This window comes from Nonomuraea sp. bgisy101, from assembly GCF_057708945.1.
Genome location: NZ_JBYITD010000009.1, coordinates 108,362 through 133,661, shown reverse-complemented (window position 1 = coordinate 133,661; position 25,300 = coordinate 108,362). Strand labels below are relative to the sequence as shown.

The window sequence follows — 25,300 nt, the reverse complement described above, 5'->3', positions numbered from 1 at the left end:
GATGCTCAAGCCTTCCTTTCCGGTCGTGACCGATCGGCTGTCGTTGCGTCCGTTCACCTTCGATGATCTGCAGGCCATTCATGCGTGGGAGTGTTTGCCTGAGGTGGCTCGGTTCCTGTACTGGGAGCCGCGTGATCTTGAGGGGTCGCGTCAGATGCTGGACAAGCGGGTGGCGCGGGTGGCGTTGCAGGAGGAGGGCGATGTGCTCGATCTGGCTGTGACGTTGCGGGAGTCGGGGCGGGTGATCGGGCAGGTGCTGCTGAACTGGACCAGTCGTCAGCATGAGCAGGGTGAGATCGGTTACGTGTTGCATCCTGACTTCTTCGGCAAGGGGTATGCGGCGGAGGCCGGCAGGGAGATGCTGCGGCTGGGGTTCGAGGAGTTGGGGCTGCATCGCATCGTGGGGCGGCTGGACGGCCGGAACACGGCTTCGGCTCGGGTGCTGGAGAAGCTGGGGATGCGCCGTGAGGCTCACCTGGTGGAGAACGAGTTCGTCAAGGGTGAGTGGAGCGATGAGGTCGTGTACGCGATGCTCGGCTCTGAGTGGGCCGCGTTGTCGCGTTAGCGGGGCGGGTCGGGGTGCCGGCCGCTGGGTGGGGGCTGCGCGGGCGTGAGTTCGGCGGCGGGTCTCGGTGGCGGGGTCTCAGGGGTGTGGCGAGTTCTCCAAGGGTTCTGGTGAGCGGGCCGGGGTGTTCACCCGCTCCGTCGACATGGCCGGCCGGGCCAACCGCGAGCTGGAGGTGGGCGGCTGTGCCAGGGGTGTGGCGAGCTCGACCGAGTGGCTCGGTTGAGGGGCTCGGTGCGACGGCGTTGACGGTGTCCGGGTGGCGCGGTTCGGGACGGATGTGGGCTACTCCCCCTGCGAGCGCCGGCCCGGACGACGAAGGCTTCCACGTCCCGGACGTGTCGCTCCCCCGAGGCCTGCGGGGAGCGGTGGTCCGGGCTGCGAGCCGAGAAGGGGTGGTCCGGTCTGCGGCGCGAGGGTACTCCGGGAGTTCTGGGGGCCTTGCGCGCTCGTTTCGTACCACCGAGATCCTGACATCCACGGCGCATGCCCCGTGCTCATCCCGCGCGCCCTGTGACCTGACACCGGGGGCTGGTGGCGTGGCCGTGGTCACCGATGGCGGGGCACTAGGAGGGAAGCGGGGTGTCGGTAAGACTCGTGCAAGAGCTCGGGATGCTGTGCCTGCACATCCTCCAGTCCTGCCTCGGGATGATCAACGCCCTGATGATTCAGGACACCCTGGCGCTGCCAGAGTGGGCGGACGTCCTCACCGACGTCAACCGGCGCGGTCTCACCCCGCTGTTCCACACGAACATGACGCCGTACGGGGAGATACAGCTGCGTACCGACCGACGCCTGGAACTGTCTGATCTTCCGGCGATATGAATCGCCAGGCGGTTCAGGTGCGTGAAATCCGCTCTGCGAGCAGGGCTCTCAGCTCCAGGTCCTCGCTGATCGCGGCGACGCCGCCCCAGTAGCTGTGGCGGCGGTCGTCGGCCAGGACGTCCCTCATGATGGCGAGATGGCCTTCTGGTAGACCGTCGATGCCTGCGAGGGCTCGGGCAGCGGCCGACGCGACGGGGAGCGGGCGGCCTTCGAGTAGTTCGGCGATGGGGCGAATCAGGATGTGGGCGCCCTCGCCCGGATCGCCGGTGATCTTGATGAGGGCGTGGGCGGCCTCGTGGGCCGTCCAGCGGTCGCGGGCCTTGGCCAGGAGGCGCAGCGTCGGAACGTGGGCAGTGGCGTGGGAGCCGAGGTCGCCGAGGCGGCGGGAGACGTGGTGGTCCTCGCCGAGGCGGGGGCCGAGGATCCGCAGGGCGGGCTCGGGATCTCCGGTTACCTGGAAGTGCGCCCATGCGATCTCGATGAGCGCCCGCCGCTCGCCCGTACCGAGTAGCCGTTCCAGTTTGGGGGCGGCTTGCGCTGCTTGGGGGCCGATCGCGCCGACTACTCCGGCGGACCGGCCCCACTCGTCGCGGTCGAGGAGCGCGGTCAGCTCGGGGACGACCCGCGCGACCCCGTCGGCCCGCGTAGCGGCCCACGCCGCGAGGATCTCCAGCAGGGACCGCCGGAGGTCGTCGGCGGAGTCCGGCCGCAGATGCAGGGAGACCGCGGGGATCAAGGAGCCCACCCAGGGCGCGCAGGGCGTCAGCAGCTCAGCGAGCGAGGGCGCGCCTGGCCAGAAGCTGAGCTTCCCGGCGCGCTGTCCGTGGAGCGTGAAGGCGGTCTTCCGTTGGGCGAGCTGGCCGAGGAGTCCGGGGACAGCACGGTCGTCGCCAGACCAGGCCAGACCCCATATGGCGATGTTCGCCGTGGGCCCGTCCAGGTGGGCGGCCATGAGGTCGGCGTCGTGAGCGGCCTCGCGACGGGCGTGCGCGGCGAGGACTCCCAGGGCGGGAGCCGGATCTTCCAAGGTATCCACGCAACCCCGCAGCGCGGCGAGCAGGCCGGGCGCGCGCGTGTGGACGAGCGCTTCGCATGCGGCGCTGACGGCCGCGACGCGCAGGCGCTGTTCGGGGCGGGCGAGCAGGGCGACACAGACCGATTCGGTGCTGCGCCGGTCGAGGTTGCGCAGCACGTTTGCGGTCGTGTGGTCGGGGTCCCGCGAGGCGAGGTTGCTGTGTGGAAGCGGGACGGGTTCAGCGATGAGTCCGGCGATGATCTGGGCGGTGGGGACCGGGCGGCCAGGGAGCGCCCTGGCCAGAGCAAGGGTTGCGTATGTCCCGTGGTGCGCGTCGGCGCCGTTTTCCTGGTCGCGGAGGAATATGAGGACTTCGGGCAGGACGGCCGCCGAAAGACGCTTTACGAGACTGCCGAGGGCGAGCAGCGCGTCGGTTCGGACGGAGGCATCGGGGTCGGGCCACCCAGAGACGAGCGCCTGGGCAACCTCGTCAGGGTCTTGGGTGTCATTGCCAAGAGCCCAGATCGCGCCCGTCCGGACGGCAGGGTCCTGATCACCGAGCAGGGCGAGCAAGCCTGGGCGCGCCCGTGCCCAGGCCCGAGGCCAGTCGGCGGCCACGAAGCGGGCGGCGGCCACCGCAGCCGTCCCCGCGAGGCGTGCGATGATCTCCAGCACCTCCGGGCGGCACGGGACGCGAGGCGACCCGGCGACCTCCACGAGGAACGGCAGAATCGCCGGCGCGGCTGTGCAGACGAAACCGCCCTGGTGGTGAAGCTCGTTGAGGAGCTCGTCGGCTGCCTCGAACGCCTCATCGCGGGTGAGGAGGGACCGCAGGAGGGCGGGAACATCGCAGCGGCCCCAGTAAGCGTAGGTGAGCTCGCCCCACCGGATGTCGTCGACGCCCTCAAAGATCACATGACGACGATATCGCCTGGCCTGATCGCGAAGTTGCGGTGTGGCGTGGCCTTGCTCTGCTGAGCAGAAGCACGGCGTATGCGTGGGTGCCCGGTTCTTGTTCCGGAGTAATGCGACTTGCTGGCTGGCAGTGGGGCGGCAGCACCAAGCGGTACCGGAGACGTTCACCACGGTCCAGGCCGCCTACGCCACGGCCCTCGAACGGGCCCCGCTGGACGGCGACACCCGACGCGCCTACGACTCCCGCGTCCGGACCTTCCTCGCCTGGCTGGACGCCAGCGGCCTGGACGGCGACCCGCTCACCGACAGCCACGACCGTGACTTCGCCGTCCGCGACTACAAGACCCACATGAAGTCCGTCCTCGGCCGGGCGTCGAACACCGTGAACGCCCATCTGACCGCGCTGGACCACTTCTTCGCCCAGCTCGGGCTCGGCCCCGCCGTGGTGCGTCGCGATGACGCCCCCAAGCTCGCGCCCCGCGCCCTGGACGCACGCCAGCAGAAGCGGTACCTACGTGCCGTAGAACGGCGGCCACTGGCCCGCGACCGTGCGATCGGCCGGCCCGGATCTCCAGTGGCCCCCACATCGCGGTCCGCACATGACCGATTGTGCCGGGCGGAGGTGCGCGGGCGGAGGTGCGCGGACGAACGCGCGTGCGCCGGCCGTACGGGGATCGGGTCGAACGGCCGCGCAGAGGGCGCCCGTGCTCGGTCGCTGTCATGGCCGCCGGCGCCGTGACAGCGCCGCGACAGCGCCGTGTCCGCGGCGGACGAGAGGGTCTCCGGCATGAACTTCACCGACATCCGGCCCCGCCCCCGCACCGTCACCGTCGCGGGCGTCCTGCAGTTGCTGTTCGCCCTGGCTTTCCTGATCGCCCCCGTCGCCGGTCTCGTCTACGGTGCCGACGTCCAGGCCGCGGCCGAGGCCGAACTCGTCAGGCAGGGCCTGTCCCCCTCCCTGCTGGCCGAGGACAACCTCCACTTCGACGAGGGCGGCTACGCGCTGGTGCTGCCCGGCACCAGCGCCCTGATCGCCGTGGTCCTGGCCTGGCTGAACCTGGCAGGCAGACGTGCGGGCCGGATCCTGACCCTGATCTTCCAGCCGCTCTTCCTGGCCCTGGACGTCTTCATCCTCACCAGCCAGATGTCGCAGACGCAGTACCTGCAGTCCATCCTGGGCGAAGGCGTGGACGCGCAGGCGATCCTCGACGTGAGCGATCGCGTCTACCCCGCCTGGTTGCTCGCGGTGTCCGACGCACGCTTGATCGTCACGCCTGTCGTCTCGCTGGTCGTCATCGTCCTGCTCGTGCTGCCGTCGGCGCGCGCCTATTTCAGGAAGTGAGCGGCGGGCCAGGTCGTGGCAGTCCTCGACCCCTCGATTCTCACGCGACCATGTGGGGGTGACATTCCTCGGACCGGCCGGCGGCAGCCCGATCCGAAGACGCTCGGCTACCGTGATTGGTCGCCGATAAACAAAGCGCCCCAGAACTAAGAGTTCTGGGGCGTTCGGCTTTCACCATGAGAGCCACGGCGTCGACCCGACCCACACCGCCCCGCCGTCCGGGTCGAGCTGGTACCAGCCCGGTCCGTACGCCGCCCGCGGCAGCACCGGCTCTGTGCACGGTTCTTCGCCAGGCCCCAGCAGCAAACCTGGCTTGCGGGGCAAGCATGGGGCTCTGCTCGATCCACGCATAGCAGCCATCGTCCAAGGTTCAGCCCGGAGGGGTAAGGCCGGTGGGTGAGGCGGCAGGCGCGGAGAGGGAAGAGCGCCCGCCGCCGTCGGAGATGTCAGCAGTTGCCGAACGCCGGGAGGCCGTAGATGCGGAGCGCCAGCCATTCGATGGCCAGCGGCCCACCCTCCACCGCCCCCAGCACGTGACTGCCGGCTGACAGGGAGGCCCAGCGGGTGTTCACGCCGCCGGCGCAGTACTCGGAGCGAAGCGTGGCGCCCACGGCGTGCGGGATCGTCTCGTCCCCCCGCGCGTGGTACAGGAACATGGGCACCTGCGGCAAACGCGCGCCGAGCCGGTTCTCGGTCAGCCGCGCCACCCACTTGGGCTGGTTGAGCAGGTCGATCGGCGACAGGTCGGCGAAGCTCAGCCCGGCGAGCTTGCCGAGGTCGCCCACGCAGTCGTCGGCGGCGTCGGCCATCAGCGCCTTGCCGCGGTCGTTGAGGTCGTTGAACAGGTCGAGCTCGTCGTAGGCCGCGTCTAAGCCGACGCCGGCCGCCGCGCCCAGGCCGAAGTTCGCGGTGCCGTCGAGGTGCTCGGCCACCGCCTTGAGGTCGGCGGGTACCCCGCCGGCGGCGACGCCGCGCAGCCGCAGCTCGGGCGCATACGTCGGCTGAAGTTGTGCCGCCCACGCGGCGGAGGCGCCGCCCTGGGAGTAGCCCATGATGCCGATCGGCGCGCTGGGCGACAGTCCCGACGCGGGCAGCCTGGTGGCGGCTCTGACGGAGTCGAGTACCGCCTGCCCCTGCGAGATGCCGGCCATGTAGGTGTGCTGGCTCGGCGTCCCGAGGCCTTCGTAGTCGGTGATGGCCACCGCGAAGCCCTTGAGCAGGAAGAGGCTGACGAGCGCGAGCTCGGCCTCGCGGCCCTCCCTCATGCTGACGGACGGGGCGCACTGGTCGCCGAGCCCGTGGGTGCCCACGGCGTACCCGATGATGGGCCGCCTGCCTAAGGGGTAGCTCGCCTTGGGCACGAGCAGGGTCCCGGAGACGGCGTTCAGTGAGCCGGTCGCCGAGGTGGAGCGGTAGAGCAGGTGCCAGGCGTTGACAGGCACTTCGAGCAGCTTGCCCGGCAGCAGGTAGACCGTGGTCGGTTGCGCGGAGATGACGTCTCCTGCGGTCACCGAGGCGGCCTTGGCGGGCGTGGGGAGGAGGATGAGCGGGATGAGCAGCGAGAGGAGCACGGACACTCTCATGGCACCGTCCTCTGGGGGATGACCACGCTGTCACGTGGCGGGAACCTGATGGTTACCCGCCAGTAACCTGCTGTCAAGGCCCATGTCAAGGCAGTTCGCCGATGTTGCCCTCCCGGTCCAGGACCGTCTGGGAGCCTGGCCCGCGCGGCATGTCCACAAGGCATGATTTGTTGCCCGATGGCGGAGGAGAGTCGGTTCGTCTGAGTAGGCCTTACTCATGCGGGCGAGCGTGGCCAGGCCGATGCTCGTCAGGAAACCCCCCGATGAGAGGAGGCAAACCCCTTGAAGCGCGCTCTCCTGATGGTGCTCTTGCTGTCCTGTGTGGCTGTTCCCGTTCCTGCACAGGCCTCCGTCCGCTCGGCCGGCCCGGTCGCTCCGCCTCCCGGCAGCGTCGGCCCCTTCCAGATCCGGAACGTCTACAACGACCGATGTCTGGACTCTCCCGCGCAACCAGGCGGCCAGCCCGCCCCCAACGGCACGCGTCTGCAGCTGTGGGACTGCTACGGCCGTGGCCAGTGGAACCAGCAGTGGTATCTGCGCAAGGACCCGCGCTACGACCGGTTCCTGCTGGTCAACGCCTGGGACGGTAAGTGCGTGGATGCCGTGTGGAACGGCGGTAACGGCACATGGGTCGTCGCCTGGGATTGCTACCACCAGTTCAACAACCTCAACCAGCTCTGGTACGTCGGACCGAACGGCAACCCGACAGGCGCCATCTCGGCAGCAGGAGGCCGGGTGCTCGATCCGGTGTGGCAGAACATCGGCAGCAACGGCACCCCGATGCAGCTGTGGGACAACTACAACAGCGCCAGCCAGAAGTGGCGGCTGGTCTACTACTACTAGCGGATTCGCACGCACAGTGGGGAGCGGCTCTTCCGGGTCCTGAAGGGAGCGGAGGAGCCGCGCCGCCACGATGAACGATCAGGCGCCGACTGCCACCGCATGCACGGTGACGCCGGCGGCGTCCTGGCCGGCCGCCAGAACGCCTGTGCCAGGAAGCGTCACCCCCGAGGCGGCCAGGACGTGAACCGTGGTGGACGTCGCGGAGTTGGCAGCGATGCGATGGGAGCGGAAGCCGGCGCTCGCCTCGAGGCCGACCGCCACCACTGGCGGGCCTGTGAAGCCGCCTGACCAGGTGAAGGTCACCCTGCCGCTTGCGTCGGTGATGCGGGTCGCCCGCTCGATCCGCGGGCCCGTCGCGCGCAGGAAGGCCGAGGTGCTCCCGGATCTCTCACCTGCAGATAGGGCCGCAGGGTACGGCCTCGCTGTCGCTGACGATGCCCGAAGCGGTCAGAGCCCCGCCCACTGCATGATCTGTTCGTAGGCGAGGGTGGTGTAGCCGCTGCCGTTGCCGTGCGCTATGGCCGTCCCAGCGGTGCCGGTAGCGGCGAACCGGGCCGCCTCCAGCCGCACTGCGGTGGGCCCGGACACCTGGTGGACGATATCGAGCGGTGTGGTCTGCTGAAGCCACGTTCTAGATGATCTGCGAGCAGATCCGAGGCGCCCTGATCGTCACCCGGGAACCGAGACTGGCGGCTGCGCGCATCCCCTTACCCGTTCACACGCTTCGCGCCCTCAGGACTGGAGGAGGCGACCCGACTGTGCACGTCCAGGGCGCCGTGGCCGGCTGCCGGGAGAGCGGCTGCGCGTGAAGGGCGACGTCGACGCCGGTTGATCGGCTGAGGAGTCCGCCTCAGGAGACGGTTCCCGTCCCGAACGCCCAGGGGTCGGCCTCGCACTCGGCGATGAAGTCGCCGGGAAAGCCGAGTTCGAACGTCGACGCCGACTCCAGCCGGCGGACCGCCTCCTCGGGCAGGACCACGTCGACCGCGCCGAGGTTGTCGGTGAGCTGCTTGAGGTCTCTGGCGCCGACGATCGGATGCACGGCGGCGGACCTGGCGCGGGTCCAGGCGATCGCTACCTGCGCGGGGGTCGCGCCGAGATCGAGGGCTACCTCCTGGACGGCGCGCGCCACGTCGTGGTCGCGCGGGGTCAGTGTGCCGGGGTCGACGCGGGTGCCGCCGGGCGGGGCGTTGTGGCCGGTGGAGGTGAACTTGCCCGACAGGACGCCTCCGGCCAGCGGCCCCCAGGCGGCCACGCTCATGCCGTACGCCTCGGCCATCGGCAGCAGCTCGCGCTCGACGTCCCTTCTGAGCAGGTTGTACGGCACCTGCAAGCCCGCGAACGGTGTCCAGCCTCGCCACTCCGCCAGGGTGTTGGCCCGGCTGACCAGCCACGCCGGGGCGTCGGAGATGCCCACGTAGAGGATCTTGCCCGCGCGTACGGCGTCGTCGAGTGCCCGCATCGTCTCCTCGACGGGGGTGTGGCGGTCCCAGATGTGCACCCAGTAGAGGTCGATGTAGTCGGTGCGCAGCCGGCGCAGGCTCCGCTCCAGGGACAGGACGAGGTTCTTGCGGTGGTTGCCCGCGGCGTTCGGGTCGCCCTGGTCGCGTGAGAGCGTGTACTTGGTGGCGAGGACGAAGCGGTCGCGTCGTCCGGTGAGGAGTTCGCCGACGATGTCCTCGCTCTGGCCGTAGGCGGAGGCGGTGTCGATGACGTTGCCTCCGGCGTCGGCGTAGGCCTCCAGCATGGCGCGGTGCTCCGGCACGGCCCCGCCGCGTTCGTAGAAGGTCATCGCTCCGAAGAAGAGCTCCGAGACGCGCAGGCCGGTTCTGCCCAGCAGGTGGTAACGCACGTTGGGGGTTCCTCTCTTGCCGTTGTCAGGCGACCGCGCGGGCGGTCAGTTCGAAGGCGCCTGTGCCGATCCCCCACGTCAGGATGCGGCGCGGGCGGATCAGGATCCAGGCAGGCTCGAAGGGGAACGGCGCGTCCAGGCGCTCCCCCACCTGCTCGCCGCCTTCGGTGTGCGTCTCGGCGTGGCCGCGGATCTCGATGCCGCGCGGCGTCCACGGGTCGACGGCCGCCAGGTCGTCGACGACGAACGCCACGTCGGGGTGGCTTCGCGCGTCGCGGAACTTCTTGCTGCCCGCCATGTCCGAACCGGTGACCCCGCCGATCACGAGGCCGCCGGAGGCGGGGTCGTAGATGACCCCCACCGGCCTGACCGAAGGCCTGCCGTCCGGGCCGACCGTGGCCAGGCGGCCCAGCGGCTGGCTGGTCAGGTACGCCACTTCGTCGTCGGTGAATGCGCTCATGGATCCGAGCCTGCCCGGCTGGGGGCCGGTGGAGGAAGGCCGCCGTGAGGCTGGCCCTGCGGGGGCCAGGCTCACGGCGTGCGAACTAGACTCCGAGCGTGGGAGACAACGAACTGGGCGCGTTCCTGCGTGCCAGGCGCGAGAGCATCACGCCCGTCGCCGTGGGGCTCCCCGACGGGCCGCGCCGCCGTACGCCCGGGCTGCGGCGCGCCGAGTTGGCCACGCTGGCGGGGGTCAGCGTGGAGTACCTCACCCGGCTGGAGCAGGGGCGTGACCGCCGTCCTTCTCCCGAGATCTTGGCCGCGCTCGGCGACGCGCTGCGCCTGTCCGGCGAGGAGCGGGTTCACCTGCACCGGCTGGTCAAGGCGAGCAGCGGTGGTGTCTGCCAGGAGGGCGGGCGGCCCGTGCGCGAGGTGCGTCCGACCGTGCGGGCGCTGCTCGACCGGCTGGAGCCGGCGCCGGCGGTGGTGGTCGACCGGGTCGGGGAGCTGCTGGCCTGGACGGCAGGGTTCGAGCGGCTCGCGGGGCCTGTGGGGTTGCTGGAGGGCTCTGCTCCCGTGCTGTCCCGTTTCGTCTTCACTGATGCCCGCGCGCTGTCGGCCTTCCCCGAATGGGAGCGGGTGGCCGACGAGCGCGCCGCCGAGGTGCGGGCCGCGGCCTCCCTCGGTGACGTCCACGCGCGACGCCTGGCCGACGAGTTGACCGCTGTGGCGGGCGCCCGGTTCCGCGGCAGGTTCGAGGCGTCGGCGGCGCTGCCGTCACGCACGGGCGTCGAGCGGTGGTCGCACCCCGAGGCGGGGGAGCTGGCGCTGGCCTACGAGAGCATGGAGCTGGCGGACAGCGACGAGCAGCGCCTGGTGGTGTACCTGGCGGCCGACGAGGCCACGGCGGCGGCGCTGGATTCCTTGGCCCGTGCCCTGGGTGCCTGCCCTCGCTGACCTGCGGACAGGCGTGGTCGCCCGTCCCGGCTGGCAGGGGCGTGCTCAGTCGGCCGGGTGGCCGGGCGGGCGTGCGCGCACCCGGGCCTTGTCACCGTGCTTGCCGAAGATGTGGAGGATCTCGACGGGGTGGTCGCCGCCGGGGCCGAACCAGTGCGGCTCGGCCGTGTCGAACTCGGCCACCTCGCCGGGACGGAGCGTGAGCTCGCGCTCCCCGACAACGAGCAGCAGTTCCCCTGCGAGGACGAAGAGCCACTCGTAGCCGGCGTGGGTGACGAGCCTGCGAGGGCAGGGCGCGATCACCTGCTTGAAGACCTGGAGGCGGCCCGGGTATTGCGTCAGAGGCACAAGGACGCTCCCTTTGCGTCGCCGCAGTGGGGTCAGGTGAACTCGTGGGTCGCCGGTCGCCGGGGCGGCGATGAGCTGATCGAGCGCGACGCGGTGTGCTCGCGCGAGCGGTATGAGCAGCTCGAGGGTCGGGCGTCTCTTGCCGGACTCGATCCGGGACAGGCCGCTGACCGAGATGCCGGTTTCCGCCGACAGCGCTTCGAGGGTCATGCCGCGGTCGCGGCGCAGTGAGCGCAGCCGGGGTCCGATGGCGGCGAGGACCTGCTCCAGTTCGACATCCACGCCTACCAGTGTGGCCTGCCGGACGGGTTCTTTGCAGTTTCCGCAAAATCCCTACCCGTTGGGCGGCCTGCGCCCCGACATTGCTCCTGCGGGCCTCGATCCCACGAGCGCCCGCCAAGCACCACGAAGGAGCAACCATGGATTCCGAACCCTCCGCGCGCAGACGTCGGACGGTGCTGGCGATCTGCTGTCTGAGCCTGTTCCTGGTCGGACTGGACACGACGATCGTGAACGTCGGTCTGCCATCGATAGGCGCCGGCCTGCGGGTGGGCACCCGCGGTCTGGAGTGGACGGTCGACGCGTACACGCTCGTGCTGGCCAGCCTGCTGATCTCCTCCGGTGCGCTGGCCGACCGCATCGGACGGCGACGCGTGTTCCGGCTCGGGCTGGTCGTCTTCGGCGCCGCGTCCGTGGCGTGCGCGCTCGCGCCGAACGTCGGCGTGCTGGTCGCGGCGCGCGTGGCGCAAGGGGTCGGCGCCTCGATGCTCAGCCCGGTGGCGCTCGCGATCGTCGTCAACGTGATCACTGAGCCGAAGGAACGGGCGCGCGCGATCGGCGTCTGGGCGGCCGTCTTCGGCGTCAGCATGGCCGCCGGGCCGCTCGTGGGCGGCGCTCTGGTCTCGGGGGCCGGCTGGCGGTCGATCTTCTGGATCAACGTGCCGGTCGTCGCCGTGGCGCTGGCACTGACCGCGCTCTTCGTCCCGGAGTCGCGCGCACAGCGACCGCGTCGGCTCGACGGCCCGGGGCAGCTGCTGCTGACCGTGATGGTCGGCTGCTCGGTCGCCGTACTGATCGAGGGAGCGCACATCGGGTGGGACTCGCCCGTGATGGTCGCCGGCTACGTCGTCATCGTCGCCGCCACGGCCGCCTTCGGGCTGGTGGAGTCGCGACGGGCCGAGCCGCTGGTGGATCCTCGGCTGTTCGGCCGGCCGCCGTTCGCCGCCGCCGTCGTGGGCGCGGCCGTGGTGTTCATCGCCCTCAACGCGACCCTCCTGCTCAACACCCTCTACCTCCAGCACGCCAGAGGCATGAGCCCGATGGACGTGGGGGTGGTCACGCTCCCGATGGCGATCGCCGCGACCGTGTGCGCGCCGCTTTCCGGGGTGCTCGTCGGGCGTTACGGCCCGCGCCCGCCGCTGGGGCTCGCCGGAGGCTTCCTCACCGCGGGCGGCCTCTGCCTCGTGATCGTCGGCGACCACACCGACGTCCGGCTGCTGTCGGCGGCCTACCTGCTCGTCGGCATCGGGTTCGGGTTCGCGAACGCGCCGATCACCAACACCGCGGTCAGCGGCCTGCCCCCCGCCCGTGCCGGCGTCGCCGGCGGGATCACCTCCACCGCCCGCCAGCTCGGCTCAGCCTTCGGCATCGCCATCGCAGGCAGCCTCCTCGCCCACACGCCACCCGCGCACCTCGCCCAGGCACTGCGTCCCGGCTGGCTCCTGGTCGCCGGCTGCGGGCTGCTCGTCCTTGCCGTGACCCTCCTGGTCCCGGCTACCGGCGCGGACCGGGCGCCGCGAACGGGCGCGGAGCCGGGCGGTAGGCGGGCCGAGCAGGTGCCGGCGGGAGAACGGCCGGGTGGGGGCTGACGACCGGTCCGTCGGTACCGGCGCCTTCGATACCGCCGCGCACGCCCCGTTCTCCACCACCCGGGAGTATGAAGATCAACCACTCTGCCGAACCTGCATCGTGCCAGCTCACAGCACTCGCAAAGAACCTCTCAGCTACCTGCATGCTCACTGGTTCCACCACTTACGCTGGTCACCACACCCCCCCCACATCACTCCCGTGAGCTTGGGCGACAGTCTTGTGGATCACCCCCGGCACATGTTCTGCGAACCGGACACACGGATGCGCGAAACGAAGCACGTAAGGGGAGGCCATGTACAGCAAGGACGTTGCTCAGGCGGGGACGGCCGTCGTCGGGCGGACGGCAGGCGCACGCAAAACGCGAGGCGGAGCCGGGACGATCGCAGGCCGGGCGGTGACAGCCGTGCTCACGGCTGTGGTCACGGCTGTGACGGCCGTCGGGATGTCGGCGGTGCCGGCCGGGGCGGTGGTCCCGGGCGTCAACGGGAAGATCGCCTTTGCCAGTGACCGGGACGGCAACGCGGAGATCTACACGATGAACGCCGACGGCAGCGCGCAGACCAACCTCACCAACAACCCCGCCGGCGACGTCGACCCGGTGTGGTCCCCGAACGCGGCCAGGGTGGCCTTCTCCTCCAATCGGGACGGCAACGCGGAGATCTACGCGATGAACGCCGACGGCAGCATGCAGACGCGCCTGACCAACAACGCCGCGAGCGAGTTCAATCCGGCGTGGTCCCCGGACGGCACGAAGATCGCCTTCCGTAGCGACCGGGACGGCAACCTCGAGGTGTATGCGATGAACGCCGACGGCAGCGCGCAGACCAACCTCTCCGCCAACGCCGCGAGCGACTTCGACCCGTCATGGTCGCCGGACGGCACGAAGATCGCCTTCACGAGTAGCAGGGACGGCAACCTGGAGGTGTACGTGATGAACGCCGATGGCAGCGCGCAGACGCGCCTGACCAACAACGCCGCGATCGACTTCGAGCCGGCGTGGTCCCCGGACGGCACGAAGATCGCCTTCCGTAGCGACCGGGACGGCAACGGGGAGATCTTCGTGATGAACGCCGACGGCAGCGGGCCGGTCAACCTCACCGACAACCCCGCGGGCGAGAGCATGCCGGCGTGGTCACCGGACGGGACCAAGATCGCCTTCTTCAGCAACAGGGACGGCAACGGGGAGATCTACTCGATGAACGCCGACGGCAGCGGGCCGGTCAACCTCACCGACAACCCCGCCGACGACCGCGAGCCCGACTGGGGCGTCGCACCGCCGGTCGTCTGCACGATCACCGGGACAGCCGGGAACAACCTGCTGGTCGGCACCTCCGGTAACGACGTCATCTGCGGCCTGGGCGGCAACGACATCCTGAGCGGCGGAGGCGGCAACGACACTCTGCTCGGGGGCCTGGGTGACGACGCCCTGGACGGCGGCACCGGCAACGACACCCTCGACGGCGGCGCCGGCAACGACTTCCTGAGTGGCGGCCCCGGCGACGACAATCTCAGCGGCGGTGCGGGCAACGACTTCCTGAGTGGCGGCCCCGGCGACGACAATCTCAGCGGCGGTGCGGGCATCAACGTCAACAACGGTGGACTCGGCATCGACTCCTGCACCAATCCCGCCAGCGGCGCGGGTTGCCCCTGACGCCCTGGCATCCAGCTCTCAACCTCGTGCCACCGGCATGCGTCACGTGCGCGAGGTTGAGAGGTAGGACACGGATCCGCGTCAGCGGCAGCGAGGGCGTGCCCGCGGGTTCGCGGGTGCCGCGATCGAGGCGCCCGCGGGCGGGGCGAAGCCGCGGGGGCGGAAGATCACGCCGTGGACGGCCCGGCGTGCCGCTGACGGGCGGCGGGTCTAGGTGACGGCCCGCAGCGCGAGGTCGAGCAGGACGCGGGCGTCGTCGGCGGGCCGCTGCTCGACCACGTGCTCCAGCCACAGCGCCGAGACGGTCGTGTAGAGCAGCCGCACCCGGGTCTCGGATGCGGGCAGTTCGAGGGCCTCGGCGATGACGGCGACGCAGCCGTCGGTCCAGCGGCGGGCGATCTGCTGCAGCACGGGGTCGCGACCGGCGTGCACGTACAGCTCCCACAGGGCCAGCTGCCGCATGCGGTCGGCTTCGACCACCTCCTCCAGGACGGCGCGCAGCCCGTGAGTGCTCACCCATTGGCGGGTGGTGGCCAGCTCGGAGTCGACGAGCAGGCCGAACGCCTCGGCCAGCAGCTGGTCGCGGGAGGTGAAGTAGTAGGTGGTGGCCGCCAGCGGCAGGGCCGCGCGCTGGGCGACCGCGCGGTGGGTGACCGCGGCGAACCCTCCCTCGGTGAGCAGCTCGACGGCCGCCGCCAGCAGCGCCGCCCTGCGCCTGCGGGCGCGGGTCTGCTGCGGCTGGCCCGGCTGCGGCCGTTCCGGTTCCTCATCCGGTACGACCGGCCGTCCCGCCCGGCCGGTCAATGGCCACCGGCCAGGTTGAGCACGACCACCCCGCCGATGATGAGCAGGATCCCGGCGACCTTGACCAGGGTCAGGCTCTCGCCGAGGAACAGGGCGCCGATGAGCGCGATGGCCGCGGTGCCCACACCGGACCAGACGGCGTAGGCGGTGCCGACGTCCATGTGCATCTTCAGCACCTGGGCCAGCAGGACGAAGGAGGCGATGTAGCCGGCCGCCACGACGACGCTCCAGCCGAGGTGGCTGAAGCCGTTGCTGAGTTTGAGTGCGGAGGTCGCCACGACCTCTGTCGCGATCGCGCCGAAGAGCAGCAGCCAGGCCATGAGCGAACCTTCCATGAATTGGGACGACCGTACCAGTTTAGTGATTGGCCTGCCGCGACGACCAGGGGGCGGCCTTGAGACGGGCGGCAGGCGCCGAAGGCCCGCCCGTGTCCTTGTGCCGTTCTGCTTGAAACGGGTGTCGAATGCGTGTTCTATGGGTCTGTGGCTTGGGACGCGCTTCCGCTCGTGGACGTCGCAGACGAGCGCCCCGCGATAGAGCGGCGTGCCGTCGTGCGCGGCGGGTTCTACGAGACGCAGGCCCGAACGATGATCGAAAAGGTGCCTCCGACCTCGGGGGTCACCGAACGGTGGGCGGTCAGCCCCTACCGGGGGTGCGCGCACGCCTGCCGCGGCTGCGGGGCCAGGCGCGCGCACCGTTCGCTCGGCCTGGACGCCGGGCGCGACTTCGACACCAGGATCGTGGTCAAGGCCAACGCCGCCGTGCGGCTGCGGGCCGAGCTGGCCCGCTGGCGGGGCGAGCCGGTCGCGATCGGCGTGACGGGCGACTGCTACCAGGAGGCCGAGGCCACCTACCGGCTGATGCCCGGCATGGTCGCGGCGCTGGCGGAGGCGGGCGTCGCCTTCACCGTCTACACCAAGAGCCCGCTGGTGCTGCGCGATGCCGGGATCCTGGCCGCCGCCGGGGCGCGGGTGGCGGTGTCGATCGCGTTCGTCGACGAGAAGATCCGCCGGGCGGTCGAGCCCGGCGCGCCGACCGCGCAGCGGCGTCTGGAGTTGGTGGCGGCGTTGTGCGAGGCGGGGGTGGACTGCCAGGTGCTGATGTCGCCGGTGCTGCCGCTGCTGAGCGACGCGGCCGACCAGCTGGCCGCCACCGTGCGGCGCATCGCCTCGGCGGGGGCCTCGGGGGTGCGGCCGGTGGTGCTGCGCCTGCCGTACGGCACGCGGCAGTGGTATCTGTCGTGGCTGGAGCAGGCCCATCCCGCGCTGGTGGAGCGCTACGCCGAGCTGTACGACAAGGCGGGGATGCCTTCGCCGGGTTACGAGGAGCGCATCACCGGGCAGATCGCGCAGCTGGCCCGCTCCTACGGCATGCACTGCGGTCCCACCCCCGCTCCGGCGGGCAGGCCGCCGCAGGCCGACCAGCTCGCCCTGGTCTGAGGCCTGCGCGAGCACGCGCCGAGCCGGCCGTATCCGGTCGGCCGCGGTTGCTGGCGTGACGGCTGATGTCACATTCCGGGCCGGGCGTCGCTCTCATGAGGTGACACCCGCCCCGAAGGGACCGACGTTGGACGCGACGAAGATCTTCCTCGACCATCGCGAGCTGCTGTTCTCGCTCGTCTACAACCTGCTGGGCACGGTCGCCGACACCGAGGACGTGCTGCAGGAGACGTGGCTGGTCTGGGCGCCGAGGAGCCGTCAGGGCGAGCCGATCGCCAACCCGCGCGCCTACCTGGTGAGGGTGGCGGTCAACGCCGCGCTGGCCCGCAGGGTGAGCATCAGCCGCCGCAAGGAGGACTACGTCGGCCCCTGGCTGCCCGAGCCGCTGGTCTCCCCCGTCCAGGCGGGCGAGTCCGATCCGGCCGTGCGGGCCGAGTCGGTGTCGATGGCGCTGATGGTGGTGCTGGAGACGCTCACGCCGCTGGAGCGGGCGGTGTTCGTGCTGCACGAGGTGTTCGGCTACGCCCACACCGAGATCGCGCCGATCCTGGAGCGCAGCCCCTCGGCGATCAGGCAGCTGGCGCACAGGGCCAGGGAGCACGTGCAGGCCCGCCGCCCCCGCCACCGGCCCGATCCGGCTCTCAGGCGGCAGGTCACCGAACGGTTCCTCGCCGCGGTGACGGGCGGCGACCTCGGCGCCCTCATGGCTGTGCTGGCGCCGGAGGTGACGCTCTGGGCCGACGGCGGCGGCAAGGCCAGGGCCGCCGGAGCGCGCCCCGTCCACGGCAGGGACAGGGTCGCGCAACTGATCATCGGCGACTCCAGGCGGCGGCCGGTGCCCGACCTCGGGGTACGGCTGGTGCGGGTCAACGGGGAGCTGTCGGCGTTGCTGATGTCGGGCGGCTCGCCGTTCGCAGTGATCGTGCTGGAGCTGAGCGCGGATGGCGGGCAGGTGTGCGGCGTCTACGCCGTGACCAACCCCGACAAGCTGGCCAGGATCGGCGGTTGAGCTCAGCGTCGGTAGCACGGCAGGAAGGTGCGCGTCTCCACCAGGGTCAGGCTCAGGCGCTGCGCGGGCGGAGGATCAGCCGGAGCCCTCCGCCTTGGGGGTGGCGCGCCACAGCGGCGCGAAGGCCAGGGCGTGCTCGTCGGCGGTGGAGGGGCCGCGCAACGCCGCGCTCCCCTGTCCGAGGTGCCCTTTCGCCGGTAGGTCGGATCCGAGGGCGGCTTCTCGACCGGCCGGTCGTAGGATTCCGGGATGAAAATTCGCAAAGGTGGGCCGGACGACGTGGCGGCGGTGCTGGCGATGTTCGACAGTGCGATCGAGTGGCTGGTGTCGCAGGGGCGGACCGGGCAGTGGGGCAGCGAGCCCTTCTCCGCCAGTGCCAAGCGCGTGGAGATGGTGAACGGATGGGCCGGGGGTGAGGGGATGCGCATCGCCGAGCTCGACGGCAGGCCGGCCGGGTGCATGACGCTCGGCGAACCTGTCGCCTACGTGGCCGCAGCGCCCGAGCCCGAGGTGTACGTCCAGGGGCTGGTCATCGACCAGCACTTCCACGGGCGCGCGGTGGGCAGGGCGCTGCTGGATCAGGCGGTGGCCGAGGCCGCCGAGCAGGGTGTGGACCTGGTGCGGGTGGACTGCTACGCCGGTGATGACGGGCGGTTGGTGCGTTACTACGAAAGCTGCGGGTTCCGCCGTACCGAGGAGTTCAAGGTCGGCGAGTGGCCCGGTCAGGTGCTCGAGCGCAGGGTCTCGGCCGGCTCGAACGCCTGAGGCGGCTCCACCGCGGTCTGCTCGGGCACAGAGTGCTCGGGCAGGGTGTGCTCGGAGGCGGGCGGCTCCAGCCGTACGCCGCGCAGCGTGAGGACCGCCACTGCGGCCAGCGCCGCGAACAGCGCCGCGCACACCCACGCGGCGGCGTTCAGGCCGGTGGTGAAGGCCTCGGCCGCGACGGCGAAGCGGGCGGGCGCCTCGGCGAGCAGGTTCGCGGCGGCGGCGATGCCCTCCCTGGCCGCCTCGGGGAAGCCGTCGGGTAGTTGCCCGCGGTAGACGGCGGTGGCCAGGGAGCCGAGGGCGGCCAGGCCGAGCGCGATGCCGAACTCGCCGCCGGTCTCGGTGACGGCCGCGGCCGAGCCCGCCTTCTCCTGCGGGGCGGCCGACATCACCATGCCGTTGCCGACGCCCATCGGCATCGCGATGCCGGCGGAGGCCAGCACCAGCCCCGCCACGACCAGAGGCAGGCCGCCGACCGCGACGGCCTGGGTGTGCAGGAGGAAGCCCGCGGTGCCGAGCAGCAGTCCGGTGGCGATGACATAGGCGGGGCGGATCCTGCGGGCGACCAGCGGCGCCAGCGACATGCTGGCGATCATGGCGATGTTCTGCGGGATCAGCCACAGGCCCGCCTCCAGGGGTGACAGGCCGGCCACCAGCTGCAGGTACAGGGTCGACAGCAGGGTGGTGCCCGCCATGACCACGCCGCCGACCGTCATGATCGTCATGGTGATGGTGAAGACGCGGTTGCCGAACAGGCGCAGGTCCAGCAGCGGGTGCGGCAGGTGGCGCTGGCGGCGGACGAAGCCGGTGCCGAAGGCGAGCCCGGCCGCGACGGCCAGCGCGGGCGCGGCGTGCCAGCCGTTCCTGGCCACCTCCTTCAGGCCCCAGATGAGCGGCAGGATGGCGGCCAGCGACAGCGCGACGCTGGTCAGGTCGAGCCGCCCGGCCTGCGGGGCGCGGTACTCGGGCAGCACCAGCGGGCCCGCGATCAGCAGCAGCGCCATGAACGGCACGCCGAGCAGGAACGCCGAGCCCCACCAGAAGTGCTGCAGCAGCAGGCCGCCGACCAGCGGGCCGAGCGCCAGACCCGCCATGAAGCAGGAGAACCACAGCCCGATGGCGGCGCTCATCTGCTTGGGGTCGGGGAACATGGTGCGCAGCAGCGCCATGGTGGAGGGCATGAGGGTGGCGCCCGCGATGCCGAGCAGGGCGCGGGTGAGGATGAGCATCTCGGCGCTGGTGGAGTAGGCGGCCAGCACGGAGGCGACGCCGAAGGCCGCGGCGCCGATCATGAGGAGCTTGCGGCGGCCGATCCTGTCGCCGAGGGTCCCCATGGTGACGAGGAACCCGGCGAGCATGAACGAGTAGACGTCCATGATCCACAGCTGCTGGGCGGCGTCGGCGCCGAGATCGGCGCTGAGCTGCGGCAGGGCGAGATAGAGGACGCTGACGTCGAGTGACAGCAGCAGGGCGACGGAGGCGAGCACGGCCAGGCCGATCCATTGGCGGTTCATGGCCTCACCGTCCCACCGACAAATAAAATTGTCAAGACGCCTGTGGCTGTCCGCGAACGCGGCGTGAGGCCGGCGCCGCCCCGGGGACCGAGATGGTGCCGCCGCCCGACGTCGATGCCGACGGTGAGATGCGGGCGCTGCTGGCCTCGCGGATTGCCACCGTGTCGGGGTTCCTCAAGACACCGACCACGTTGATCGATTTCGGTGCCAACGCCGAGAGCACGCGGCCTGGTGCTCAACCGCGTCACGCGCGGGCAGAGGGCCGGACGGGCGCGGGATCTCGGTGCGTCCTGGCGCAGCATCTGATCCGTCCGCGCTGGCCGTGAGCCGGACCAGGACAACCGGAGCACCGTGGTGGTGAAAGGCGTCAGCCGGTTCGACCGCACAGGCCACCACCTCACAGCCGGTGTAGGGGATGGTGGGGAGGCCGACGACGAGGTTCTGCAGGTCGATGAGGACCGATGCGGTCGTGGTGTCGGGCATGAGTGAGCCCCCTTTCTGAGGATGTCGTCCGAAGATTCCGAGGGTGAGGCTCGGGGAGCCCTTGTTCTCGGGGCCCCGGGGTGGTGGAGTTCCGAGAACAAGGGCAAGGTCGGCTCAGGGCTGGGTGTCGAGCCACTCCTGGAAGGTGGGTCCGGCGAGCTTGGCGTGCGGGCTGGGCAGGAACCCGCCGTTGGCGGCGATCTCGGCATCGGGCATGCCGGACCCGTCGACGCCGACGACCTTGATGCCTCGGCGGGCGCCGAGGAGCTGGGCCGCCTCGGCCATGATCTCCTTTCGAGGTCCGGCAATCTCGGGGATCGGTGTTCCTGGGGCGGCGGGGGCGGTGGCCAGCTCGACCAGTTCCTCGGCCACGGTGCGGCAGGCCACGAGCTGGGTGGGCAGGGCCGGGAGGTAGGCGACGTCGCCCTGCTGCCAGTCCAGGAGCTGGCCGACGAACTCGTGGAACTGCGCGGCCCGCAGGATGCGGACGGGGAGCGGGCCGGACAGGAGGAGTTCCTCGTGCACCTTCTTGGCGGCCAGGAAACCGGCGGTGGCCTTGTCGGCGCCGATGATGGACGCCATGGCGATCCGGGCGACCCCCGCCTTCCGGCCGGCCTCATGCAGATTGCGGGCCGACGTATGGAAGAACTCCGTCGCGGCGTCCTGGTCGGAGGAGTGCCAGGAGGCGACGTCGATGATGACCTCGACCCCGGTGAGGGCCTCGGCGAGGCCCTCACCGGTGATGATGTCCACGCCGGTGGCGCGGGACATCGGCACGATCTGGTGCCCCTGTTCGGTCAGGACGTCGACGACGTGGCGGCCCAGCCGCCCGGTCGCTCCCGCCACCGCGAACGTGGTGATGCTCATCTTGTTCTGCCTTTCTTATGCGCTGTAGTTCTGGCCGGGGGGCATGCCGGGGATGGGCTTGGCGATGAGAGCGGCGGGGGTGAAGAAGCCGATGTGGGCGATCGCCATGATGAGCGACCACATCGCCCTGTCGTCGTAGTGCGCCGACGCCCTGGCGTACAGCTCGTCGGGGACGCGTTCCCCGGACGGGTTCGGGGTGAGGACCGCCTCCACCAGCTCCAGCGCGACCCGTTCGGCGTCGGTGAAGTACGTGGCGTCCCGCCAGGTGGCCACAGCGGTGATGCGCTCCTCCGATTCCCCCGACCGGCGGAGGTTGCCGGTCTCCCTGATGGCGAAGTACGTGCTGCCGAGGATCTGCCCGGCGCGAAGTTGCAGCAGGTGGATGGTGGCCTGCGGAATCGCGCCGTTCTGGAGGGCTCTGTGCAGACCTTCGCCGACTTCCGCCATCTCAGGGAGGAAGGGTAGGGGGTTGGGCATGCGCGACCGCTGGCCGGTCGTCGTGGGCGTGGACATGGGGAAGACTTCCCTTCTCATTCTCAGCTCGTCGTAGCGCCGTACGGATCGTCCGCGCTGCGTCCTGACGACCACGAGACGCCGGCGCCCCGATCCCCGTAACAGCCGCAGCCACGTGACATAGGCCACATGGCTGCGGCTGTTACAAAGCGGTGGGGACCCACGTCTTGTGCGTGTGGCAGTGCTGAGAACGAACAGGCAGGAGCGGGGCATGACCGAGCGGAGCGAACGAAGTGCGGACCCAGCCGAGCCGCTCGATCGTGCCGACCACGTCGACTCCGCCACCCAGGCGTTCGTCGCCCACCGCAACCTGCTGTTCACCGTCGCCTACGAGATGCTCGGCTCGGCCGCCGACGCCGAAGACGTCCTGCAGGAGACCTGGCTGCGATGGGTGGACGTCGATCTCGGCACCGTGCGGGAGGCGCGCGCCTACCTGGTGCGGATCGTCACCCGGCAGGCGCTGGACCGGCTACGCGCGCTCGGCCGGCGCAAGGAGTCCTACGTCGGGCCGTGGCTGCCCGAGCCGTTGCTCACCGCGCCCGACGTGGCCGAGGACGTCGAGCTCGCCGAGAGCGTCTCGATGGCGATGCTGTTGGTGCTGGAGACGCTGCAGCCGACCGAGCGGGCGGTGTTCGTGCTGCGCGAGGTGTTCGATCTGGACTACGACGAGATCGCCGAAGCCGTCGACAAGAGCCCGAACGCGGTACGCCAGATCGCCTACCGGGCGCGGGCACATGTCGCCGCCCGCCGACCCCGCGGCATCGCCTCCCCGGCCGAGACCCGAGCCGCGCTCCAGGCCTTCCAGCGGGCGGTCGAAACCGGCGAGCTGCAGAGCCTGCTCGACGTCCTCGCGCCGGACGTCGTCGCCCTGAGCGACGGCGGCGGAGTCAAGCACGCCCTGCTGCGGCCCGTCGTGGGGATCGACAACGTGGCTCGACTGCTGGCCGTCGGCTGGTGGAAACGCGACGCAGAACGGTCGGTCGAGCTGGTTCAGATCAATGGCGGCCCCGGGCTGCTCGTTCGGGTCGACGGGGAGATCGACGGAGTGGTGGCGGTGCGCGTGGAGAACGGCTACGTCACCGGCGCCTACCACGTGCGCAATCCCGAGAAGCTGTCGCGCGTGGAGCGAGAGACCGCCGTGACCCGCTGTGCCGAGATCCGCAGAACGGCTCGACGCAGGGGGTCCCCGGCAGCATCGCGCCGATCTCATCGGTGATCTTGGCTTTGCCGCCATAACAGAAGGACGACACCTCCCAGGTCAGCCGTAATGGCGCGTGGTCAACAGGTACCGGTGAAGCGAGGTCTGGGGAATGCCGGTCGTGGCGGCGATCTGCGCCAGCGAGTCGCCTTCGGCCTTGAGCAGGCGCGTAGTCGAATTTCTCGGCGGGGTGCGCGATGGGGCCTCCCACGTGTTTGCCCGGGGCTTCGGCCACGCTGCGGGCGTGGGCGGCGCGCTCGGCGGTGAAGATGCGCTCCATCTCGGCGAACGAGGCCAGGAGGAGGAAGGCGATGCGCGCCATGCCCTCCTCGGCGGTGTTGACGGGCAGCGGATCGGCCGGCGTGCGCACGCCGATGCCCCGCTCTGCCAGCTCGTGGACGAGATTGAGGACCTCGCGCAGGTTGCGGCCGAGGCGGTCCAGGGTGTGCAGCACGATGACATCGCAGGGTCGGGCGTAGGTGAGTAGCCACTTCAGGCCGCCGCGCTCGACGGAGGAGCCGGTCTTCTTGTCCACGAAGATCCGTTCGTCCGGGATCCCTTGCCTCGCCAGGGCGTCGAGCTGTCGATCCAGGGACTGCTTGGTCGTCGAGACGCGGGCATAGTGGAACGCTCAGCTTCCCTCGCGTGCTGGCCCCCGTCCTCAGGTGTGGAGCCGCTCGCCGAGGGTGGCCTGCGCCAGCCGGCGCAGCATGGCGATCAGGGTGTCGCCCACCGCGGTGCCGATGACCACGATCTCCACAGCGCGCTCGCGGTCGCTCACGTCGCCGACCAGGCTCAGGTCGATCTCGGCGAATCGCTCGGCGGCCTCGGCGTAGTCGTCCAGGGCCTCGAGCATGTCCTGACGGCCGACCTCGTCCAGGGTGGCCAGCACCCCGACGGCCGTGCGGTAGGCGGGATCGCCGGTCCTGAGGCGCCAGCCCCGCTTGGCGAGCAGGTCGCGCAGGCGGCGCTCGGCGCTGTCCCTGTACGGCCCAGGCGGCACGTCCTTCACCTGGGTCACGGTCTGCTGTGCCGCGCCGAGCAGGTCGAACGCCTCGAGTTCCGGGTTGTCGATCCGCACGATCAGGTCACGGATGACCGCGATGGACAGTCCGCCGTACTCGATCATGGCCCGCACGAGTTTGAGCCTGCGCACGTGTTCGTCGCTGTAGTCGGCCTGGTTGCGTCCGGTCGGCCGGCCGGGCGCGACGAGGTTCTCCCGGATGTAGTACTTGATCGTCGGGACCGGGATGCCCGTCTTCTCGCTCAGCTCCGCCATGCGCACGCCGTCGAACCCCTCTTGTCGGATGCGGATGGCTAACTATAGATAGTAATAAGTAGTACTATCCACTCCCGAGTTGGGAGGGCATGCTGCGATGGCACCGCGCGGGACCTCTTCCTCGGGCGGTGGTTGTAGCTCGACAGCCGCGAGCGACAGGTGATCCGCTGGTCATGGCGCCGACGCTGGTGCTCACGATCCTGCTGTCGCCGGTAGCGCTGCCGATCTACCTGCTGATCCGGCTCGCCTACCGCGCGACTCCGGCCGAGTAGCCGCGCTCTGGGCGGCGGGGGCCCTGCGACGGCCCCTCGCAGGGCGCTCACTCCTCGATGGCGCCGCCGACCGAGCGCAGGTGCTCGCGGAAGGTCAAAGAGGGCCGCTGCCGCCGCCCGGCGAGGAAGGCGTCGAAGTCCACCTGGGCGCGCAGGGTGTGGCCCGCGCGGATGCGGTCGGCCTGGCGGCGCTCGGTGTCGCGGATCGCCTCGGCGAGCGCGAGGAGCTCCTCGGCGCGGTCGGCGGGCACGAACACCACGCCGTCGTCGTCGCCGAGCACCACGTCCTCGGGCCCCACGCTCCACTCCCCCACGGTGGCCGACTCCAGCGCGCCGGGGGGACGCTCGTCCAGACGCTGCGGCCCCGTCGGGATCGCGCCCAGGCTGAAGACCGGCAACCCGATCGCCCTGATGTCGGCGCTGTCGCGGTGCAGGCCCCAGATCACGACTCCCTCCAGCCCGGCCGCCTGCGCCTCGAGCACCACGAGGTCGCCCACGCACGCCTCGTCCAGCCGTCCGCCGTTGTCGACCACCAGCACCTCGCCCGGCCCGGCCTCGTGGAAGGCCTCGAGGAAGACGTCGACGCTGCCGGCATGCCGCGCCGGACGCACCCGTCCGGCCACGCGGCCGCCCGGCACGACCGCCTGGAGGCAGACGCAACGGACCGGGATCCCCGCCCTGATGCACGCGTCCGCCAGATGCGCGGTGGTCAGGGTCGTGAGGCGCTTGTGGAGTTCTCGCTCGTCCATGGGGTCAACATTCGAGCGTCGGGCAGCCGGCGGCAACCCGTGGGAGCCGGCTCGTCGAACCGCGCGGGCGCCGCCCTCCTGTGCGAGACCACCAGGAGCGTCACGGGGCGCTGCCGTCGCGGGCGGCCTCGGCGATCCTGTCCCACAGCAGCTTCTCGGTCGGAGGACAACAGACGGGGGCGACCGCGGACAACGGGTTGTG

At 70.8% G+C, this 25,300-nt stretch carries 26 protein-coding genes and 3 pseudogenes; 13 read left to right on the top strand and 16 right to left on the bottom strand.

The window, feature by feature from the left end:
* Position 1 precedes the first annotated feature (1 nt).
* Both AC3EO4_RS18790 and AC3EO4_RS18785 read left to right on the top strand, forming a co-directional pair.
* Positions 2 to 565, top strand: coding sequence for a GNAT family N-acetyltransferase (locus AC3EO4_RS18790; RefSeq protein WP_431896837.1), 564 nt, complete (start codon positions 2 to 4; stop codon positions 563 to 565).
* Positions 566 to 1,165: 600 nt separating this feature from the next.
* Positions 1,166 to 1,390, top strand: a pseudogene (locus AC3EO4_RS18785) (hypothetical protein); the annotation flags it as partial.
* 13 nt (positions 1,391 to 1,403) lie between these two features.
* On the opposite strand, the gene AC3EO4_RS18780 reads toward AC3EO4_RS18785, so the two are convergent.
* Together AC3EO4_RS18780 and AC3EO4_RS18775 are read right to left on the bottom strand one after the other, a co-directional pair.
* Complete coding sequence (locus AC3EO4_RS18780; RefSeq protein ID WP_379572561.1) at positions 1,404 to 2,582, bottom strand: hypothetical protein; 1,179 nt, start codon at positions 2,580 to 2,582, stop codon at positions 1,404 to 1,406.
* 261 nt (positions 2,583 to 2,843) lie between these two features.
* Positions 2,844 to 3,023 (bottom strand): annotated as a pseudogene (locus AC3EO4_RS18775) (HEAT repeat domain-containing protein); the annotation flags it as partial.
* 427 nt (positions 3,024 to 3,450) lie between these two features.
* Here AC3EO4_RS18775 and AC3EO4_RS18770 point away from each other — a divergent pair.
* Both AC3EO4_RS18770 and AC3EO4_RS18765 read left to right on the top strand, forming a co-directional pair.
* Positions 3,451 to 4,059: a hypothetical protein gene (locus AC3EO4_RS18770; protein WP_431896834.1), complete on the top strand. Its 609-nt coding sequence runs from the start codon at positions 3,451 to 3,453 to the stop codon at positions 4,057 to 4,059.
* Positions 4,060 to 4,107: 48 nt separating this feature from the next.
* The gene (locus tag AC3EO4_RS18765) at positions 4,108 to 4,662 is read left to right on the top strand and encodes a hypothetical protein (protein ID WP_431896832.1); all 555 of its coding nucleotides are present in this window, start codon (positions 4,108 to 4,110) and stop codon (positions 4,660 to 4,662) included.
* Positions 4,663 to 5,108: 446 nt separating this feature from the next.
* On the opposite strand, the gene AC3EO4_RS18760 is transcribed toward AC3EO4_RS18765, so the two are convergent.
* Positions 5,109 to 6,245, bottom strand: a complete 1,137-nt coding sequence (locus AC3EO4_RS18760) for a lipase family protein (RefSeq protein WP_379572438.1) — start codon at positions 6,243 to 6,245, stop codon at positions 5,109 to 5,111.
* A 282-nt stretch (positions 6,246 to 6,527) separates the two neighbouring features.
* Here AC3EO4_RS18760 and AC3EO4_RS18755 point away from each other — a divergent pair, with 282 nt between their 5' ends.
* A complete protein-coding gene (locus AC3EO4_RS18755; protein ID WP_379572437.1) occupies positions 6,528 to 7,088 on the top strand; it encodes an RICIN domain-containing protein in 561 nt (186 codons plus the stop codon).
* Positions 7,089 to 7,166: 78 nt separating this feature from the next.
* On the opposite strand, the gene AC3EO4_RS18750 is transcribed toward AC3EO4_RS18755, so the two are convergent.
* From AC3EO4_RS18750 to AC3EO4_RS18735, 4 genes are all read right to left on the bottom strand, one after another.
* Positions 7,167 to 7,391 (bottom strand): hypothetical protein, encoded by a 225-nt coding sequence (locus AC3EO4_RS18750; protein ID WP_379572436.1) that lies wholly within the window; start codon positions 7,389 to 7,391, stop codon positions 7,167 to 7,169.
* A 144-nt stretch (positions 7,392 to 7,535) separates the two neighbouring features.
* Positions 7,536 to 7,676 carry a hypothetical protein gene (locus AC3EO4_RS18745; protein ID WP_379572435.1) on the bottom strand — a complete coding sequence of 47 codons (141 nt, stop codon included), beginning with the start codon at positions 7,674 to 7,676 and terminating at the stop codon, positions 7,536 to 7,538.
* A 262-nt stretch (positions 7,677 to 7,938) separates the two neighbouring features.
* Positions 7,939 to 8,940, bottom strand: coding sequence for an aldo/keto reductase (locus tag AC3EO4_RS18740; protein ID WP_379572434.1), 1,002 nt, complete (start codon positions 8,938 to 8,940; stop codon positions 7,939 to 7,941).
* Positions 8,941 to 8,965: 25 nt separating this feature from the next.
* Positions 8,966 to 9,400, bottom strand: a complete 435-nt coding sequence (locus tag AC3EO4_RS18735) for a PPOX class F420-dependent oxidoreductase (RefSeq protein WP_431896829.1) — start codon at positions 9,398 to 9,400, stop codon at positions 8,966 to 8,968.
* 98 nt (positions 9,401 to 9,498) lie between these two features.
* Between AC3EO4_RS18735 and AC3EO4_RS18730 the strand changes: the two genes are divergently transcribed.
* Positions 9,499 to 10,338 (top strand): helix-turn-helix transcriptional regulator, encoded by an 840-nt coding sequence (locus AC3EO4_RS18730; RefSeq protein WP_379572432.1) that lies wholly within the window; start codon positions 9,499 to 9,501, stop codon positions 10,336 to 10,338.
* 45 nt (positions 10,339 to 10,383) lie between these two features.
* On the opposite strand, the gene AC3EO4_RS18725 is transcribed toward AC3EO4_RS18730, so the two are convergent.
* A complete protein-coding gene (locus tag AC3EO4_RS18725; protein WP_431896827.1) occupies positions 10,384 to 10,968 on the bottom strand; it encodes a helix-turn-helix domain-containing protein in 585 nt (194 codons plus the stop codon).
* Positions 10,969 to 11,105: 137 nt separating this feature from the next.
* Between AC3EO4_RS18725 and AC3EO4_RS18720 the strand changes: the two genes are divergently transcribed.
* Positions 11,106 to 12,554, top strand: a complete 1,449-nt coding sequence (locus tag AC3EO4_RS18720) for an MFS transporter (protein ID WP_379572430.1) — start codon at positions 11,106 to 11,108, stop codon at positions 12,552 to 12,554.
* Positions 12,555 to 12,958: 404 nt separating this feature from the next.
* Entirely contained in the window at positions 12,959 to 14,206 is a 1,248-nt protein-coding gene (locus AC3EO4_RS18715) for a hypothetical protein (RefSeq protein ID WP_488186344.1), read from the top strand.
* Positions 14,207 to 14,416: 210 nt separating this feature from the next.
* Here AC3EO4_RS18715 and AC3EO4_RS18710 read toward each other — a convergent pair whose 3' ends face one another.
* Together AC3EO4_RS18710 and AC3EO4_RS18705 are read right to left on the bottom strand one after the other, a co-directional pair.
* Complete coding sequence (locus tag AC3EO4_RS18710; RefSeq protein WP_431896823.1) at positions 14,417 to 15,010, bottom strand: TetR/AcrR family transcriptional regulator; 594 nt, start codon at positions 15,008 to 15,010, stop codon at positions 14,417 to 14,419.
* Entirely contained in the window at positions 15,007 to 15,330 is a 324-nt protein-coding gene (locus AC3EO4_RS18705; RefSeq protein ID WP_379572427.1) for a DMT family transporter, read from the bottom strand. The genes AC3EO4_RS18710 and AC3EO4_RS18705 overlap by 4 nt, the downstream gene beginning before the upstream one ends.
* A 186-nt stretch (positions 15,331 to 15,516) precedes the next feature.
* Between AC3EO4_RS18705 and AC3EO4_RS18700 the strand changes: the two genes are divergently transcribed.
* The 3 genes from AC3EO4_RS18700 to AC3EO4_RS18690 all read left to right on the top strand — a co-directional run bounded on the left by AC3EO4_RS18700 (position 15,517) and on the right by AC3EO4_RS18690 (position 18,223).
* A complete protein-coding gene (locus AC3EO4_RS18700) occupies positions 15,517 to 16,449 on the top strand; it encodes a radical SAM protein (protein WP_379572426.1) in 933 nt (310 codons plus the stop codon).
* 127 nt (positions 16,450 to 16,576) lie between these two features.
* Positions 16,577 to 17,458 carry an RNA polymerase sigma factor SigJ gene (gene sigJ / locus AC3EO4_RS18695; protein ID WP_431896820.1) on the top strand — a complete coding sequence of 294 codons (882 nt, stop codon included), beginning with the start codon at positions 16,577 to 16,579 and terminating at the stop codon, positions 17,456 to 17,458.
* Between the two features lie 249 nt (positions 17,459 to 17,707).
* Positions 17,708 to 18,223: a GNAT family N-acetyltransferase gene (locus AC3EO4_RS18690; RefSeq protein WP_431896819.1), complete on the top strand. Its 516-nt coding sequence runs from the start codon at positions 17,708 to 17,710 to the stop codon at positions 18,221 to 18,223.
* Here the strand turns inward: AC3EO4_RS18690 and AC3EO4_RS18685 are convergent.
* The 3 genes from AC3EO4_RS18685 to AC3EO4_RS18675 all read right to left on the bottom strand — a co-directional run bounded on the left by AC3EO4_RS18685 (position 18,181) and on the right by AC3EO4_RS18675 (position 21,621).
* Positions 18,181 to 19,737, bottom strand: a complete 1,557-nt coding sequence (locus AC3EO4_RS18685; RefSeq protein WP_431896818.1) for an MFS transporter — start codon at positions 19,735 to 19,737, stop codon at positions 18,181 to 18,183. The genes AC3EO4_RS18690 and AC3EO4_RS18685 overlap by 43 nt on opposite strands.
* Before the next feature lie 597 nt (positions 19,738 to 20,334).
* The gene (locus AC3EO4_RS18680; protein ID WP_431896816.1) at positions 20,335 to 21,087 is read right to left on the bottom strand and encodes an SDR family oxidoreductase; all 753 of its coding nucleotides are present in this window, start codon (positions 21,085 to 21,087) and stop codon (positions 20,335 to 20,337) included.
* Between the two features lie 15 nt (positions 21,088 to 21,102).
* Positions 21,103 to 21,621 (bottom strand): carboxymuconolactone decarboxylase family protein, encoded by a 519-nt coding sequence (locus tag AC3EO4_RS18675; RefSeq protein WP_431896814.1) that lies wholly within the window; start codon positions 21,619 to 21,621, stop codon positions 21,103 to 21,105.
* 190 nt (positions 21,622 to 21,811) lie between these two features.
* Here AC3EO4_RS18675 and AC3EO4_RS18670 point away from each other — a divergent pair, with 190 nt between their 5' ends.
* On the top strand, positions 21,812 to 22,816 hold the full coding sequence (locus AC3EO4_RS18670; RefSeq protein WP_431896812.1) for an RNA polymerase sigma-70 factor: 1,005 nt from the start codon (positions 21,812 to 21,814) through the stop codon (positions 22,814 to 22,816).
* 256 nt (positions 22,817 to 23,072) lie between these two features.
* On the opposite strand, the pseudogene AC3EO4_RS18665 reads toward AC3EO4_RS18670, so the two are convergent.
* Positions 23,073 to 23,369 (bottom strand): annotated as a pseudogene (locus AC3EO4_RS18665) (recombinase family protein); the annotation flags it as partial.
* 90 nt (positions 23,370 to 23,459) lie between these two features.
* A complete protein-coding gene (locus tag AC3EO4_RS18660; protein WP_379572418.1) occupies positions 23,460 to 24,077 on the bottom strand; it encodes a MerR family transcriptional regulator in 618 nt (205 codons plus the stop codon).
* A 128-nt stretch (positions 24,078 to 24,205) separates the two neighbouring features.
* Between AC3EO4_RS18660 and AC3EO4_RS18655 the strand changes: the two genes are divergently transcribed.
* A complete protein-coding gene (locus AC3EO4_RS18655; protein ID WP_431896811.1) occupies positions 24,206 to 24,349 on the top strand; it encodes a hypothetical protein in 144 nt (47 codons plus the stop codon).
* Positions 24,350 to 24,396: 47 nt separating this feature from the next.
* Here the strand turns inward: AC3EO4_RS18655 and AC3EO4_RS18650 are convergent, their stop codons facing one another.
* Complete coding sequence (locus AC3EO4_RS18650) at positions 24,397 to 25,098, bottom strand: RraA family protein (protein ID WP_431896810.1); 702 nt, start codon at positions 25,096 to 25,098, stop codon at positions 24,397 to 24,399.
* Positions 25,099 to 25,300: the final 202 nt, after the last annotated feature.

What these genes read in the sequence shown, in the direction of transcription:
- AC3EO4_RS18760 (WP_379572438.1), bottom strand. Translation starts at nt 6,245, where the DNA reads ATGAGAGTGTCCGTGCTCCTCTCGCTGCTCATCCCGCTCATCCTCCTC.
- AC3EO4_RS18765 (WP_431896832.1), top strand. Translation starts at nt 4,108, where the DNA reads ATGAACTTCACCGACATCCGGCCCCGCCCCCGCACCGTCACCGTCGCG.
- AC3EO4_RS18720 (WP_379572430.1), top strand. Translation starts at nt 11,106, where the DNA reads ATGGATTCCGAACCCTCCGCGCGCAGACGTCGGACGGTGCTGGCGATC.
- AC3EO4_RS18790 (WP_431896837.1), top strand. Translation starts at nt 2, where the DNA reads ATGCTCAAGCCTTCCTTTCCGGTCGTGACCGATCGGCTGTCGTTGCGT.
- AC3EO4_RS18650 (WP_431896810.1), bottom strand. Translation starts at nt 25,098, where the DNA reads ATGGACGAGCGAGAACTCCACAAGCGCCTCACGACCCTGACCACCGCG.
- AC3EO4_RS18685 (WP_431896818.1), bottom strand. Translation starts at nt 19,737, where the DNA reads ATGAACCGCCAATGGATCGGCCTGGCCGTGCTCGCCTCCGTCGCCCTG.
- AC3EO4_RS18670 (WP_431896812.1), top strand. Translation starts at nt 21,812, where the DNA reads ATGACCGAGCGGAGCGAACGAAGTGCGGACCCAGCCGAGCCGCTCGAT.
- AC3EO4_RS18675 (WP_431896814.1), bottom strand. Translation starts at nt 21,621, where the DNA reads ATGAGAAGGGAAGTCTTCCCCATGTCCACGCCCACGACGACCGGCCAG.
- AC3EO4_RS18705 (WP_379572427.1), bottom strand. Translation starts at nt 15,330, where the DNA reads ATGGCCTGGCTGCTGCTCTTCGGCGCGATCGCGACAGAGGTCGTGGCG.
- AC3EO4_RS18680 (WP_431896816.1), bottom strand. Translation starts at nt 21,087, where the DNA reads ATGAGCATCACCACGTTCGCGGTGGCGGGAGCGACCGGGCGGCTGGGC.
- AC3EO4_RS18690 (WP_431896819.1), top strand. Translation starts at nt 17,708, where the DNA reads ATGAAAATTCGCAAAGGTGGGCCGGACGACGTGGCGGCGGTGCTGGCG.
- AC3EO4_RS18660 (WP_379572418.1), bottom strand. Translation starts at nt 24,077, where the DNA reads ATGGCGGAGCTGAGCGAGAAGACGGGCATCCCGGTCCCGACGATCAAG.
- AC3EO4_RS18735 (WP_431896829.1), bottom strand. Translation starts at nt 9,400, where the DNA reads ATGAGCGCATTCACCGACGACGAAGTGGCGTACCTGACCAGCCAGCCG.